This window comes from Vibrio sp. 779(2023) (assembly GCF_033344285.1).
In the GTDB taxonomy this organism is placed as follows: Bacteria; Pseudomonadota; Gammaproteobacteria; order Enterobacterales; family Vibrionaceae; genus Vibrio; species Vibrio alginolyticus.
The window spans coordinates 321,098-336,834 of sequence record NZ_JAWPOM010000002.1 but is presented as its reverse complement, the minus strand read 5'-3'; the positions used below and the strand labels follow the sequence as shown (position 1 = coordinate 336,834).

13 protein-coding genes are annotated in these 15,737 nt (G+C 42.1%); 8 read left to right on the top strand and 5 right to left on the bottom strand.

Features of this window, described 5'->3' with window-relative positions; all coding sequences use genetic code 11:
• Positions 1–116 precede the first annotated feature (116 nt).
• The 5 genes from rfaD to R8O70_RS04155 all read right to left on the bottom strand — a co-directional run bounded on the left by rfaD (position 117) and on the right by R8O70_RS04155 (position 5,125).
• Positions 117–1,058, bottom strand: coding sequence for an ADP-glyceromanno-heptose 6-epimerase (gene rfaD, locus R8O70_RS04175; protein WP_017634969.1), 942 nt, complete (start codon positions 1,056–1,058; stop codon positions 117–119).
• 141 nt (positions 1,059–1,199) lie between these two features.
• Positions 1,200–3,398 carry a YjbH domain-containing protein gene (locus R8O70_RS04170; protein ID WP_258625014.1) on the bottom strand — a complete coding sequence of 733 codons (2,199 nt, stop codon included), beginning with the start codon at positions 3,396–3,398 and terminating at the stop codon, positions 1,200–1,202.
• Positions 3,399–3,400: 2 nt separating this feature from the next.
• The gene (locus R8O70_RS04165) at positions 3,401–4,162 is read right to left on the bottom strand and encodes a capsule biosynthesis GfcC family protein (RefSeq protein ID WP_213964583.1); all 762 of its coding nucleotides are present in this window, start codon (positions 4,160–4,162) and stop codon (positions 3,401–3,403) included.
• Positions 4,159–4,833, bottom strand: a complete 675-nt coding sequence (locus tag R8O70_RS04160; protein WP_033905975.1) for a YjbF family lipoprotein — start codon at positions 4,831–4,833, stop codon at positions 4,159–4,161. The genes R8O70_RS04165 and R8O70_RS04160 overlap by 4 nt, the downstream gene beginning before the upstream one ends.
• Positions 4,834–4,906: 73 nt before the next feature.
• Entirely contained in the window at positions 4,907–5,125 is a 219-nt protein-coding gene (locus R8O70_RS04155; protein ID WP_213964582.1) for a hypothetical protein, read from the bottom strand.
• 648 nt (positions 5,126–5,773) lie between these two features.
• Between R8O70_RS04155 and R8O70_RS04150 the strand changes: the two genes are divergently transcribed.
• The 8 genes from R8O70_RS04150 to R8O70_RS04115 all read left to right on the top strand — a co-directional run bounded on the left by R8O70_RS04150 (position 5,774) and on the right by R8O70_RS04115 (position 15,718).
• Positions 5,774–6,289 (top strand): porin family protein, encoded by a 516-nt coding sequence (locus R8O70_RS04150; protein WP_017634964.1) that lies wholly within the window; start codon positions 5,774–5,776, stop codon positions 6,287–6,289.
• Positions 6,290–6,355: 66 nt separating this feature from the next.
• Positions 6,356–9,049: an SLBB domain-containing protein gene (locus R8O70_RS04145; protein ID WP_258625010.1), complete on the top strand. Its 2,694-nt coding sequence runs from the start codon at positions 6,356–6,358 to the stop codon at positions 9,047–9,049.
• A gap of 302 nt (positions 9,050–9,351) precedes the next feature.
• Complete coding sequence (locus tag R8O70_RS04140) at positions 9,352–10,317, top strand: Wzz/FepE/Etk N-terminal domain-containing protein (RefSeq protein ID WP_213964580.1); 966 nt, start codon at positions 9,352–9,354, stop codon at positions 10,315–10,317.
• A gap of 114 nt (positions 10,318–10,431) precedes the next feature.
• On the top strand, positions 10,432–11,472 hold the full coding sequence (locus tag R8O70_RS04135; protein ID WP_105068311.1) for a Gfo/Idh/MocA family protein: 1,041 nt from the start codon (positions 10,432–10,434) through the stop codon (positions 11,470–11,472).
• Positions 11,473–11,487: 15 nt separating this feature from the next.
• Positions 11,488–12,762, top strand: a complete 1,275-nt coding sequence (gene tviB, locus R8O70_RS04130) for a Vi polysaccharide biosynthesis UDP-N-acetylglucosamine C-6 dehydrogenase TviB (protein WP_105068312.1) — start codon at positions 11,488–11,490, stop codon at positions 12,760–12,762.
• A gap of 46 nt (positions 12,763–12,808) precedes the next feature.
• Entirely contained in the window at positions 12,809–13,390 is a 582-nt protein-coding gene (locus R8O70_RS04125; protein WP_105068313.1) for an acyltransferase, read from the top strand.
• 8 nt (positions 13,391–13,398) lie between these two features.
• Positions 13,399–14,481, top strand: coding sequence for a DegT/DnrJ/EryC1/StrS family aminotransferase (locus R8O70_RS04120; protein ID WP_105068314.1), 1,083 nt, complete (start codon positions 13,399–13,401; stop codon positions 14,479–14,481).
• Positions 14,474–15,718: a lipopolysaccharide biosynthesis protein gene (locus tag R8O70_RS04115; protein WP_258625006.1), complete on the top strand. Its 1,245-nt coding sequence runs from the start codon at positions 14,474–14,476 to the stop codon at positions 15,716–15,718. The genes R8O70_RS04120 and R8O70_RS04115 overlap by 8 nt, the downstream gene beginning before the upstream one ends.
• The last annotated feature ends 19 nt before the right edge of the window (positions 15,719–15,737 follow it).

The following is a 15,737-nucleotide window of genomic DNA, read 5'->3' as shown; positions in this document are numbered from 1 at the left end:
GTTACCTATTCGTGTACGGGCGAAGTGGTTTAAATGAGAAAAAGATAGTTAGGAATGATACAGGCTATTGCACTTGAGTAAAGGTGGCAGGTTATGGTTCTACCACCTTGTGGTGCTTAACTGTTTTGGATAGTCAAGTATTCGGCAACGCCTTCTGCAACCGTCTTGAATTCAACATCACAGCCTGCAGTGCGCAGTTTGGTCAGATCCGCTTGTGTGAATTCTTGGTAAGCGCCTTTTAGGTGCTCAGGGAATGGGATGGTTTCAATTTGGCCTTTGCCATGATGCTTGATAACTGCTTTTGCTACCTCTTCAAAAGATTCAGCACGGCCAGTACCACAGTTAAAAATGCCTGATACGCCGTTTTCTAAGAACCACAGGTTTACTTTACATACATCACCAACGTAAACGAAGTCGCGTTTGAATGATTCGCTACCCGCGAACAATTTAGGATTTTCACCTGCGTTAAGTTGGTTATTTAGGTGGAATGCAACTGATGCCATGCTACCTTTGTGGTCTTCACGTGGGCCATATACGTTGAAGTAGCGGAAGCCGGTGATTTGAGAAAGGGTCTCACCATGTTCTTCAGCGTCTTGCCATAGGCGACGAACGTAGTTATCAAACTGCTGTTTCGAGTAACCGTATACATTCAGTGCGCCTTCGTATTCGCGTTCTTCAACGAAAGTATCTGTATCGCCGTAAGTGGCTGCTGAAGAAGCGTATAGGAATGGAATCTCGCGATCTAAACAGTAATGAAGCAGCTCTTTAGAGTACTCGTAGTTGTTTAGCATCATGTACTTACCATCCCACTCAGTCGTTGCAGAGCAAGCACCTTCGTGGAAAATTGCCTCAATCGGACCAAAATCATCGCCCGCCATAATTTGGGTCAGAAAGTCGTCACGATCCATGTAATCTGTGATGTCCAGATCAACTAAGTTCTTAAATTTTTTTCCATTTTTTAGGTTGTCGACAACCAGGATATCGTTAATACCAGCTTCGTTTAGTGCTTTAACAATGTTGCTGCCGATCATGCCAGCGCCACCAGTTACGATGATCATAGAACTTCCACCATAGATTAAAATTTTCTCAGGAATTCTAGCAAGAAACAGAAATTAGCGCTATTGGAAGGAAAAGGAAAGGTATAGAGCACTTGGGGGAGGAATAAACAAAAGGGAGCCGAAGCTCCCTCAAGTAGGCTGTTATTTAGCGTTTGACGTATTTGGGCGTTGATACCAAGGATTACGCTCATCCGTCAGCTCAATCAAGCTGTACTTACGACCTAGCTTCTGACCGCCATCGCGAGTCAATGGTTGCCAGCTAAAGAACGCACGGTTGTTGCTTGGCTTAACGGTCATGATGTCGAATGGAATCGAAATGTAGAAGCCTTTAGTAAAGCTACCTTCACCAAATTCGTCCGCAGACAAGTCTGTAAATGAGGCAAAGGCGCCAGCAATTACGCCACTCTTGAACTGCTTAGAAACATTGATTTGTGTACCAACATCGCCAGCTAGGAACTGACCAACATCGACTTGGATCATCAAATCTTGCAGGAATTCCCATTGAGGGTAGTAGTAACCAGATACAAAACCAGTGAATCCTTTATCAATAACTTGGAACGGACGTCCATATTCTGGCACATTTTGCCATTTCTCATCGTAAACACCGAAGTAACTTTGTGGATCACGTTGAGAAATTAAGTTGACGTCAGCGCCAATCGCCCAGTTAGCTCCTTGTGGTCGGTAAAGAAACTCGGTACCGACTCCGGCAAACATGCTCTCCAGATAGCCCGCGTAGAATTGCTGGTCCATGGTATCTGAATACTCTTGGAACCAAGTTAACTGCAGGTTGGACATGGTTACCGCGTGTTCATTTTGATAAGCACGGAACATGGTACGTACACGAGGAATCGAAGTGCCATCCGGTGGGGTGACGTAGTTAAACTTGTCGTAGTTGTTGTACCAATCCCAGTATAGCGAGCCCCCAATTTCTAGGTTATCTGTCAGCCAGTAAGAGGCGTTGCCACTTAGACCAACACTGAACAGATAGAACTCTTCTGGGTTGCCCAAGGTCTGAGCCAGTTTTGGTGAGAAGCCCCAATCAAAGCGCTCAAAACCATCGTAAGCAGGTTTACCTTGCGGTTTATCGCTCGAGGTTGATGTTGCATCTTCGATATTTGGATTGATGTAGTTAACTTCTGCAAAGTCACGGTATTTCTCTTTGGAGATAACCGTTTGATCGCCGAGCAGACCACGACTGCGTTCATTGATAGTAAAGGTATCAATGTTGTCTGGCATTTCGTTATAAAGGACTGCCGCCGCTTTTTCATGAGCTTCATTGCGATCACGATACTTTTTCTGCTCGCCAACAACAGAAACGGTATTGTCTTCAACATAGAGTTGGGTATTTTGGTAGCCAGCAATTTTATCCAGCTCCTCGGTAACACGTTCCCAATCTACATCAGACAGTTGTTCTGGTTGCTTGTCTTCAACTTCTGGTGTTGGTGTATCACGCCAGAAAGACGGCATATCATTGAAGTTTGTGTAAAGGCTTACGCCTGCAACTAACGTATCGCCTCGCTCGTAGCTCAAGCGCAAATCTGCCATATGTCCTAAGCGATACAGAACACCAACGTTCCAAGGCGTACGAGGTGTCATGTCTACACCACCACGTACCACAGGGAAATCTTCGCTGTAATCGTTGCTGTCATATTCAAGCTTAAATCGCAGTGGTGCGTGTAAAGTTTGATACTCGACACCACCAAAGAGTGCAGCAGAACCTTTGAACCAACGTTCAAAATCCACACTACCACCATTACCTTTGTAATCAGAAGGGCGTTCACAGAAACTATCGGACAGCTTACAAGCTGGGTTGCTGATGTTGTCGCGCGTACCTAAGTAGCCCCAGCCCATACCTAAAGTGAAATCAAAGGTACCAAGGTTTGGGTTAGAGTAACGTTTTGTTGCAGCAACAAACTCACCATCAAAAAGACCGGTACCTGCAAAATCACGCACACCAACAGAAAGCTCTGGCAGGTACTCGGATTCTTCTAACAAGCGAACTTTAAAGTCGATTCCCTTGTCGGTGTACTTGGTATCACCCGAAAAGCTCGGATCGTTACTGTAGAAAAGATCGTTCACCATGGTGTAACGAATGGTCGTTTCTAGCCATGGCATCACTTGCAAAGTCACATTGTAAAATAGGTACTCGTCGCTACCGGTAACAGCAAAGTTAAACTCGCCTTCAGGTGCCATACGACCTGTAGGCATCTGCATTAAGCCGACACCACCAAAGTCCATTTGTGATGGTTGCAATGGCGGTGCTTCGAAAGGCATGTCTTGAGCCCACACCAACGCTGGACCCATTAAAGAAAGGGATAAACTGGTTCTGATCAGGTTCATGTTTAGTTCTTCGATGAGGTTGGTTTACGTTGTGCAAGCAGAGCGACAATGTCTTTATCCATTTGTGATGTTTCGAACTCATCAAATGGGATGTACACCAAAGTAAGTGGTGGCAAGTAATATTGAGTGGTTAACCAACTGCCATGGTGAGGATGAATAACCTTGCCATCCGGATAAATTAGGATTGGCGGATAGGAAAGCTCATCAGTATCACTTGAACGTAGGTTATCGATCTGTTCATGCAGAGCGACACCCGTTTGGTTTTCTACCGCGTAGACTTTTTCCAAGTTACCCACATACAACACTTTTTCTTCACGTTTTGGTGCACTTAACGCAAGTTGACCTTGTAAAAGAGGGTTATCAAATTTATCTAGACGGATGCGATCAACATCAATGGCCGATAGCACGCGAGGTGCAAACTGGCTTCGTTGGATAAACTTGTAAAATGGGTGCGCAACTAAATTATGTTGAATCATTTGGTTTAACACCGAATTCTTTAAGGCAGTACTTTCTTGCACTGCGGTTTCGGCGTTATCAAATAGAGTCACAGCTAAAGGGTATTGCAGGGCGACTTGTTGTTTTTGCGCATGCTTAAGTACGCTCTCTAAACGTGCCGCGTGTTGGAATTGCAATGCTTTGCCCGTTCCGACAAGTTCTATATTGAGCGGTGGTGAGGTGTGATTTTGAGCTTGAACGATAGTAGGTGTCGCCAGAATCGTTGCCGTTAAACTTAGGCTTAATAAAGATAGCAGTCGCTTATTCATGATTTGCTGTACCCTTTCAAAATCGTCAATTCAACAGGCACCATGTTTGGACCTAAGTGTTGACGTGTTTTCACTACTTCTCCTTTACCGTTTACCCAGTATTGGTTCTCTACACTTTTTTCTAAGCTGGTAAACGTTACAACCTCGGTATAAACATCAGTAGAGGTAGATGAAATAGGGGTTATGACGGTTTCTTTACCTTGACGAGAACGTTGGACTTTAGCCGGGAACCCATAACGGTATTTGTCAGCCCAATCGTAAGAAAGAGAATATTGCACAGAGGGCGCTGAGTAGGCAGGAACGTTGCCATAAATACCTGCTAAATTGGTGGTTTGCAAACCAATAGTTTTAACGATATGACCGTTCTCTGTTACCACCATTGCCTTGTCTGCGCTTACCCACTTTAATTGGGTATTACCAGTTAATGGGTTTTGCTCAGCAAAGGCCAACACTACGAAGACCTGTTTTTGGTCACCAATTTTTAAGTAAGCACTGGCATAAGGTACCGCTTCAATCTCTTCTGGCGTTAGTTCGACATCGATGTAGTTACCATAAGCTTCTTGGACTGTCGCCGAGACATCATTAAACTTTTGTGTACAGCCAAAGATTGAGCTCAGTAATGGTAGGGCAATAAGTAAGCGCATCCATTTTCGCGATAGAAAGGTGTTCATCATTCCCTCATTACAAATAAAATCGCCCTGAATAGATCAGGGCGATTGTTTCAATATCTACAAAACTAAAAAATTATTTAGTTACTGAAGTAGAAGTAGAAGTAGAAGTAGAAGTAGAATCGCTGTCTGACGCTGCAACTGCTACTACAGTTACAGCTGCTGCTGCGCCTACACCTACAGCTGTAGTGCCAGTTGCTGATGCAGAAGCGGTGCCCGTTGAGCCTGCTTCTTCTGCTGCAAATGCAGTTGATGCGCTTAGAGCCATAAGAATAGCTAGAGCTGTATTCTTCATTATTAATCCTTGTATTTCAGATTTTAAAACATCGATGTTTGGTCTGTTTAGAACATACCACTAGTCATTTTAGTTAAAAAACAATCAGCATGTAAATAGTTTCCTATGTGAATTTACCTAACGTTAAAGAAGAATTGTTGCAAAATTGAGAATTGAGAAGAGAGAGCTGCTTAGGTTTGATATTTGTACTGAATCAAAATGCGTCTTCGACTGCGTTATTTCCGGTCACCTCTGAATTTACGCAAACGTTTACATTTTTTACTCAATGCATCCGTAATGGTGTTCTGTTTTAAGAGGCTGGCAGCCAGTGTTTTTCTCATTTGTGAGAATTTACGAACCATAAACGGAAATCTGAGACGTTTTTGCCCCCTTGCCGTTTTGCGCTAATACATGCATAATTTGCCAGCTTTTGTGTTGCGTTTATAAAAGATTGTTTTTTTGAACGGTTAGTCGCAAAAGTGAGGCTTAAAAAGAATATTTATATCAATAAACCGAATGAATCGGGAATCAGCGAACAGTGGCTAACGCGTAATGCCGCCGGGCGGTAGCGTGTAAACGCACAAGCGAAATTGACAAAAGTTAACAGACATTCACTGCGCGCGTCGTTCATAATGTGCAGCGGTCAGTCGACACCCAAGGAACACTTACGTGATTAATAAACGACCATGGCTAGGGGCGTTGAGTGCAATCAGCTTAGGCTTGTGCTCATTTTCTGCCTCAGCAGATTTTTATGCTGGTGCGTTAGTAAGTTACTCTAACGCTGAATTTCATCATTCCTCTTCTCCAGTAACCGAGGGAAACCCTTTCCTTCTTCAAGCGCAAGCTGGTTACTTCTTCAATGATTACCTCGCTTTTGAAGCACGTTACGGAACTTCTGTACAACGAGATAGCGGACTTGCACTAGATAGTCTTGCGAGTGGTTTTATTAAGTTGAATATGCCTGTCTCCGAGCGTGTAGCACTTTATGGACTTGCCGGTTATTCTAGTGTCCAGATCGACCAACAAAATGTAGGCTCTAATAAAGATCAAGGTTTTAGCTTTGGCTTGGGTATGCATTATGCTTTGGACAAGCAGAATGCAGTTGTCTTTGAGTTTGTTGATAGCACATCTGAGGACCAGGCACGCTTGAACGCACTTACTCTTGGCTTTCAACACCGATTTTAATTAAAGACCTAGCGCCTAGTTTTGTGGCTAGGATTTTTAACTCCTGACTTTAAATAGCGAATTATCATGCTCAAAGGATATTTCTCGATAGGTGCTTGCATTCTAGCAAGCCTATTTGCGCCGCTTACTATTGCGCAGACTCCAACCCCAGAACAAATTCAGATGTTTCAGAACTTACCAGTTGATCAGCAACAAGCACTGGCGAGTAAGTATGGCATCTCTATTCCATCCGGCGCATCTTCTCAGCCAAGTAATTACCAAAATCCTCAAGTGATTGAGCAACGTCCGGTTGCTAGCAGCGCGACTGAAGCAAAAGTAAACGACTCAGAAAAAGACCAACAAGGTTTAAAGCGTTTTGGTATAGATTTATTTGCTGGTTCACCGACGACGTTTGCACCAATCAGTGATGTACCTGTGCCTGCTGACTACACGGTAGGAGCTGGTGATGAAATCGTTATCCAACTTTTTGGTAAAGAAAACACAACGCATCGTCTTCGTGTTAACCGTGCTGGTATCATCAATTTCCCTTCCCTTGGTCCTGTTCAGGTGGCCGGCATGACATTCTCTGATGTGCGTGATTCTCTAAACCAGCGTGTAAAAGAGCAAATGATCGGGGTTCGCAGTGACATTTCGCTAGGTGAAATGCGCACCATGCAAGTTTTTGTTATGGGGGATGCCTTCAAGCCAGGAGCTTACACTGTTAGTGCACTAACAACGATCTCTCAAGCCATTTATTACAGTGGTGGTTTTGGTGAGAGTGGCGCATTGCGTAACGTGCAGCTAAAGCGCAATGGTCAGGTGATTCGTAAGCTTGATATGTATGACCTATTGTTGAAAGGCGATGCACGTAACGACATCCGCTTGTTACCAGGTGATGTGGTCTTCATCGGCGCATTGGGTAACACGATTTCGATTGATGGTGAAGTAAACCGCCCCGCAATCTATGAAATCAAGCCAGGTGAAACCTATAAGCAAGCGATTCAAATGGCTGGCGGTTTTACCGCTAACGCTCATAGCGATCAAATTGAAGTCAAACGTTATGCAGCGAAAGGTGCTCGCGATGCATTAACCCTGAACTTCAGCCAGTCATATGATCAACAGATTAAAGTCAAAGATGGCGACGCCGTTAATGTACTGAAGAAGAGTGAAGAACTAACTCGTTACGTGCAAATTGAAGGTGATGTTCGCCATCCCGGCTTTATTGAGTGGAAGAACGGTCTGCGAATCGCAGACTTATTCCAATCTGTTGATACCTCATTTAATTCTACTGCAGATGTAAACTATGCCGTTGTTGTTCGTGAGGTTAACCCACAACGTGACATCGAGGTTTATCAAGTAAATCTTGCGAACGCGATTCTTTCGCCGAACAGCAAAGATAACCTAAAGCTAAGCTCACGTGACCGAGTGTTGGTATTTAACCGTTTCAATAATGAAGATTTAGATACCCTTGCAGATCAAGATACGGTTACGAAAGCGAAAACGCTTGAGCAAGCACAATTTAAAGCCGAGCTGGATCAACAAAAAGAGCAAGAAGTTATGAGCTCTTCTGTTGCAATATCTTCAGCGACAGACAATATGTCGAAGGGGCAATCTTCAACTGAAGAATCAGAACAGCCGAAAATCATATTCCGTGGCAAAGAAATTACCAAAGAAGACTTTGAAGCATTAAAACAAAATACGCGCCGCACGTTACTTGCTCCTGTTTTGCTACAGCTTCAACAGCAATCGCGTTTGGGTTTGGCTCCGCAGATTGCAGAAGTCTTCGGTGAGGTAAAACACCCAGGGCGTTACCCAATTACCCCACGTATGACGGTTTCTACCTTGATTGAAGCTGCTGGTGGTCTAACTTATAACGCATTCACCATTAACGCCGAGTTAGCTCGTACAGTAATAAACAGTAGAGATGAGCGCGCTTCTATTGATGTTGAGCGTATTGATTTACGCCAAGCTATCAAGGGTAGTTCCGCTGACGATGTCGTTATTGCTGGTCGTGATCGCCTAAACATTCTTGAGAAGCCAAATGTCAAACTGCAAAGCACAGTAACGTTGCAAGGCGAAGTTCGTTTCCCTGGTACTTATACTGTCCGTCAAGGAGAGACCTTAGGCGAGTTACTTGAACGTGCTGGTGGTCTAACCGAATTTGCACATCCGCAAGGGGCTATCTTTACTCGTGAGGCTTTACGCCTTAAAGAGCAAAAGCTATTAAACCAATATGCCGCAGATATGCGAGCAGAAACCGCGAAGAAAACCTTCCGTGCTGATAGTAACATGGGCTCAGTGATCTCTGACCCAGATAAAACATTGAAATTCGTCGAAGAAGCAAGCCGTAGCAAAGCACTTGGTCGAATGGTGGTACAGCTCAATCGCATCCTTAAAGATGAGCGCTCTGCGGACTTTATGTTAGAAGATGGTGACTTCCTATTTGTGCCAACCTTCCGAAACACGGTTTCGATCATGGGTGAAGTTCAAGTTCCAATTACATATCTACTTGATAACAAACTAGATGTGGATGATTACTTGAACAAAGCCGGTGGCGCGAAAAAACAAGCGGACGAAGACCGTATCTTCGTTGTACGCGCAGATGGCTCGGTTTACAAACCTACATCAGGCTACTGGTTCGGTAACAACCATGAAGAGCTAAAAGCGGGTGACACAATTGTTGTGCCAATTGATACCGACTACCGCGATGCATTAAGTACTTGGACCGCTGCAACGCAGATCCTTTACCAAACAGGTGTAGCGATCAACGCGCTGAAGTAAGGTATTAATAAGTAACTTTCAGCCGTTGAACAAGGTTTAAAACTCATTAATAGTGAGAGCTTATGTGAATGTTTAAATCGCATAAGCTCCGCTAGTTAGTACGACTAATCTAATGCAATAAATATTGTTGAAAGTACCTTAACGGTATTAGTCACCTTAATAACCTGTCATTCCAGCGAGCCGAAGCGAGACTAGGAATCTAGTCACAGCGCGGTTGTGTTTTGAAAGTCGGAGAATAATCTTTCAAATTTCACCAATCTCTGAGTCTTAAAATGAATTTCAGAGCTTAGGATCAAAGAATCATGGAACCACAAAAAGAACCCAATTCACACTACCTCCCTTACCCACCACAATCCACTGAAGATGAAATTGACCTCCGCGAGTTGTTTGGCGCATTGTGGAAAGGTAAATGGATTATTATAGCGACGACATTTGTATTTGCCGTTGGCTCTGTTTTATATGCATTAAGCTTATCAGATCGATATAAAGCTGATGCTTTATTGGCACCGGCAGAAACCTCAAACGGCGGTGGGTTGTCAGGTATGGCTGGGCAACTGGGAGGCTTAGCTGCTTTAGCTGGGGTAAACATCGGAAGTGCCGAATCATCTCAAACGGATCTAGCTGTTCAAGTTATGAAGTCACGTCAGTTTATCGAGGGTTTTATAAGGGATCATGACTTGCTTATTCCAATAATGGCAGCTAAAGGTTGGGATTTGGACACGGATCAACTAGTACTTGATGACAGTGTTTATGATATAAAAAACGATAAATGGTTAAGAAGCGCTCAAGGTTTAAGAAGTTCTGAGCCTTCAGGACAAGAAGCATACAAAGTATTTGTCGAGGATATTTTTAGTATCAGAAAAAATAGTGAAGGAGGGCTTTACAATATATCTATTACATACTATTCCCCTTACTTGGCTAAGCAATGGGTTGAGCTACTAATATCTGATATTAATAAGGTTATGCGAGAGCGAACTATAAATGAAACATCGAAAAATCTTGTATATCTTAATCAGCAATTAGAAAAAACTGCTATTGCTGATATGCAGAGCACATTTTATAAACTGATAGAAGAGCAAACTAAAAGCTTAATGCTTGCGGAAGCACAGGAAGAGTTTATTTTCAAAACTGTAGACCCAGCTGTTATTCCCGAAGTGAGCACTGAGCCCCGTAGAGCATTGATCTGTATATTTGGTGTTTTGCTTGGCGGTTTACTGGGTGTTTTTTATGTATTAACACACTTCTTATTAATCAAAAGAAAGAACTAGTTTAAAGAGGTAGAGAGTCAACTTGATGGAATACGACTTGACTCATAATTTGTAACGTTGGTTTTGAACATCTAAACCGATAGCTTAAATAAACTCGAATAGTAAGAAATTATTATGAAACATGATAACAAAATACGTATAGCAGTAGTTGGATGTGGAAGGATATCGAAAAACCACTTTGATTCTATTGAGCAATTAAGCTCTGAGTTTGAACTTGTAGCCGTTTGTGACAACAACTCCAAAGTTTTAGCAGAGCATCGCGATAAATATGATGTTCCAGGGTATCTTTCCCTGGATGATTTGCTAGCCGCTGAGAAATTAGACTTGGTAACTCTATGCACCCCTAGCGGACTTCATGCATCTCAAGCTATTAAAGCTGCACAAGCTAAAGTTAATGTTATCACTGAGAAACCAATGGCTACAAAATGGGCTGACGGCCTTGCGATGGTTAAAGCATGTGATGAAGAAGGTGTTAGATTATTTGTCGTTAAACAGAATCGCCGTAATTCGACGTTACAGTTGTTAAAGCGTGCCATCTCAGATCAACGTTTTGGCAAAATTCATATGGTTCATCTGAATGTGTTTTGGACAAGGCCGCAAGAGTACTATGACCGAGCTGCATGGTCTGGTACTTGGGATATGGATGGCGGTGCCTTTATGAATCAAGCTACACACTATGTGGATTTAATGCATTGGTTGATTGGTCCGGTAGAGAAAGTTCATGCCATGACGTCTACTCACCGTGATATTGATGTTGAAGATACAGGAGTGGTGAATATTAAGTGGCGCAATGGTGCTCTTGGCTCAATGGCGGTGACTATGTGTACTTACCCAAAAAATCTTGAGGGTTCGATAACTATTCTTGGCGAAAAAGGCACCGTGAGAATTGGTGGTGTTGCGGTGAATGATATTCAAGAGTGGTTGTTTGAAGATGAGCGTGACTACGACAAAGATATTCATAGCGCGAACTACCAGACCACATCTGTATATGGTTTTGGTCACCCACCTTATTTTCAAAATGTGGCTGACGTTTTACGAGGTAAAGCTGAGCCAGAAACCGATGGCCGTGAAGGCTTGAAATCACTAGAGCTGCTTATTAGCACTTATCGCTCCGCTCGTGACGGTAAAGAAATCGGTTTGCCTCTGAATTTATAATACTTTGGATAACAAATGAAATTAGATAATTTGAATATCGGCATCGTCGGTCTAGGTTACGTAGGCTTACCGCTTGCGGTTGAGTTTGGTAAGAAATACCCAACGTTGGGCTTTGATATCAATGTAGCTCGTGTTCAAGAGCTTGAGAGTGGTCAAGATTCTACTCTAGAGTGTTCGCCAGAAGAATTGGCAAGCGCACCTCTTTTGCAATACACCCATCAATTGAAAGATTTGCAAGCATGTAATTTCTATGTGGTGACGGTGCCAACGCCAATCACAGAAGAAAACACGCCCGACTTGACTCCATTAAAGAAAGCTTCTGAAGCACTGGCTAAAGTTATTCAGAAAGGTGATATTGTTGTTTTCGAATCAACAGTGTACCCAGGGGCGACAGAAGAAGTATGCCTTCCTATCATTGAAAAAATGTCAGGATTGGTTTTTAACCAAGACTTTTTTGCTGGTTACAGCCCTGAGCGTATCAACCCAGGCGATAAAGTGAATCGACTCACGACTATCACTAAAATTACGTCGGGTTCGACAGACGCTGTTGCTGATTTTGTTGATGCAGTTTACGCGTCAATTGTGACTGCTGGTACGCACAAAGCTTCGTCCATTAAAGTTGCTGAAGCGGCTAAGGTTATTGAAAACACTCAGCGTGATTTGAACATTGCCATCATTAATGAGTTCGCGAAGATTTTTAACCGCTTAGACATTGATACTGAAGAAGTATTGAAAGCGGCAGGTACCAAATGGAACTTCCTACCATTTAAGCCAGGTTTGGTCGGTGGGCACTGCATTAGTGTTGACCCATACTATCTAACTCATAAAGCTCAAGAGGTGGGGTACCGTCCAGAAGTTATTTTGGCAGGGCGTCGTATCAATGATGGTATGGGCGAATATGTCGCGACACAATTAGTGAAAAAGCTGGCGAGTAAAAAAATCCATATTGATGAAGCAAAAGTACTGATATTAGGTTTTACCTTTAAAGGTGATTGTCCTGATGTTCGTAACACAAAAATCATCAACATCATCAAAGAGCTGCAAGACTTTAATATGTCGGTTGATGTATACGATAGTTGGGCTTCAAAAGAAGAAGTTCGCCATGAATATGGTATTGAGCTCATTGATGAGCTGAAAGAAGGTCATTATGACGGTATCGTACTGGCGGTGGACCATAGTGAGACTAAAGCGATGGGCGTAGAGGCTTTGCGCCGTTTAGGAAAAGACAGCCACGTTTTATACGATGTGAAACATGTCTTAAGTGTCGGCGAAGCTGACATCCGTCTTTAATCCATAATAAGGGGGCGAATGCTCCCTTTAATCATTTGGAGTAGCTATGAGCTTCTTTCAGCATGAAACTGCCATTGTAGATGATGGTGCTAACATCGGCGAAGGTTCCCGAGTATGGCACTGGGCGCATGTGTGTTCCGGTGCTCAAATTGGTCGTGGCGTCTCTCTGGGGCAAAATGTCTTTGTTGGTAATAAGGTGACCATTGGTGACCAGTGTAAAATTCAAAACAACGTCTCTGTTTACGATAACGTTCATTTAGAAGAGGGCGTTTTTTGTGGACCAAGCATGGTTTTTACGAATGTTTACAACCCTCGCTCTCTTATTGAACGTAAAGATCAATATCGAGACACTATCGTGAAAAAGGGGGCGACTTTAGGAGCAAACTGTACCGTTGTATGTGGTATTACTATTGGTGAGTACGCGTTCATTGGTGCTGGTACAGTTGTGAATAAATGTGTAAAACCTTTTGCTTTAATGGTTGGCGTTCCTGCTAAGCAAATTGGCTGGATGAGCCAATATGGCGAGCAACTTGATTTGCCACTAGAAGGTAACAAAACTATAACCTGCCCTCATACAGAAACAGTATATCGACTTGAAGGCACCACATTAACCATTGTTGAAGAGTAATAATAACAATGCAATTTATCGACTTAGCAGCACAATACAAACACTTAAAAACAAAAATTGATGCTCGAATTCATAAAGTACTTGACCATGGCCATTACATTATGGGACCAGAAGTATTTGAGCTTGAAGAGAGACTTGCTGAGTATGTAGGTGTAAAACACGCTATTACTTGTGCAAATGGCACTGATGCGTTAACACTCGCGATGATGGCGCTAGATATTAAAGAAGGGGATGCGGTTTTCTGCCCTACATTTACTTTCTTTGCAACAGCAGAGACTATCGCCTTCGCAAACGCGACTCCTGTATTCGTTGATTCCGAAGAAAGTACCTTCAATATTTGTCCCGTCGACTTAGAAAAACGTATTCAACGCGTAATTACAGAAGGAAAATTGGTTCCCAAAGCGATTGTATCTGTAGACTTGTTTGGTCTTCCTGCCAATTACGTTGAAATTGAAGCAATTGCCAAGAAGTATGACTTAAAGTTAATTGAAGATGCCGCTCAAGGTTTCGGTGGGACATTGAATGGCAAGATGGCGGGTGCATTTGGTGATATTGCAACTACTAGTTTTTTCCCTGCCAAACCATTAGGTTGCTATGGTGATGGGGGTGCTATATTTACTAACAACGATGATTACGCAGCGCTACTGCGCTCGTTGAGAATTCATGGTAAAGGCTCTGATAAGTATGATAACGTCCGCATTGGTGTAAACAGCCGCCTTGATACCATTCAAGCTGCTATTTTGCTAGAGAAGTTGGCAGAGTTTTCAGTGGAGCTAGGGGCAAGAGAAAGGTTAGCGGAAGCATATGCTAAGCAGTACGCTGAGCAATTTATCGTTCCTAAATTACCTCAAGGCTACACAAGTTCATGGGCACAATACACTCTTCGTAGTGATAGTCGTGAGGCGTCAATAAAAGAGTTCGAAAACCTAGGTATTCCAACGATGGTTTATTACAGAACTTGTATGCATCAACAAACTGCCTTTGTTCATCTAGGTTATAATGATGGTGACTTTCCTATTGCGGAAAAACTTTCAAAGCAGGTGTTTAGCTTACCTATGCATGGTTATGCAAGTTGTTTGGGATATGAATAGTAAGTTTAATCGACATTTAATAACCTTATTATCAGGGACGATAATAGGGCAAGCCATTCCTGTAGCAATAACCCCTATTCTTACACGCCTTTATACACCAGAAGACTTTGGTTTGTTGGCTATTTTTGTAGGTATAACACTAACTATTGGCTCTATTGCAAACGCAAGGTATGAATTAGCAATAATGCTTCCAAAGAAAGATGAGGACGCATATAACGTAGCAGGATTATGCTTAATCATTGCTATTACCATATCTTTAACTACTCTCCTGATAGTATGGTTGTTTAATGAAAAGATAGAATTACTATTAGGAAATAAAAGTATTGGATTATGGCTTTACCTAATTCCTTTAGTTATTTTCTCTACAGGAATATATAATACGCTAAACTACTTAAATACAAGGAAATCTCTTTACAAACCTATCGCCAGGTCAAAAATTACTCAATCCACATCTATGTGTGCTACACAGCTTTCGCTTTCCTATTATGCATCTAGTTTTAATGGGTTAATTGTAGGTCAAGTTGTAGGAAGTCTGCTTAGTAATATTTCATTATTTAAAAGTGTAAGAAGAGATTATTCTTGTTATAAGCTTAACCTGTTGAAAGTTAGGGCCTTAGGCAAACGATATAAAAAGTTTCCTCAATTTTCAATGTGGGCAATTTTAGCTAATAACTTGGCAATTCACTTGAATAACATGCTAATTTCGATTTTCTATTCCGTTGGTACTTTGGGTTTCTATGCATTAGCCCAAAGAATTTTGGGGTTACCATCGACTATAGTAGGTAATTCGATAGGTCAGGTATATTTTCAGCAAGCAACAGAAGAGAAGAAGTGTACTGGATGTGCATGGATTACTTACAAAGCAGCTTTGATGAAGCTACTTATAATGACATTTGTTTTTTTTACGCCTCTATTCTTTCTAGTGGAGGAAGTTTTCAAATTAGTATTTGGAAATGAATGGATGGTCGCTGGTTCATATGCAAAAATATTAATCCCATTTTTCGCTGTGAGGTTTATTGCTTCGTCTCTTAGTTGTACAAATAGTATCTTTGAAAAACAACATATATCATTGATTTGGCAAGTTATTCTCTTACTTTTAAATATCTTAGTAATGTATTGTTCTGATTATTTTGAATTATCATTTTTAAGTTTTTTATATATATTATCAGCAACCAATTTTGTCTTATATTTAGTGTTGATTTTCATCACGATGAAATATGCAAGGTTAGGGCGCTAAACAATTTAAATAAGGTAGT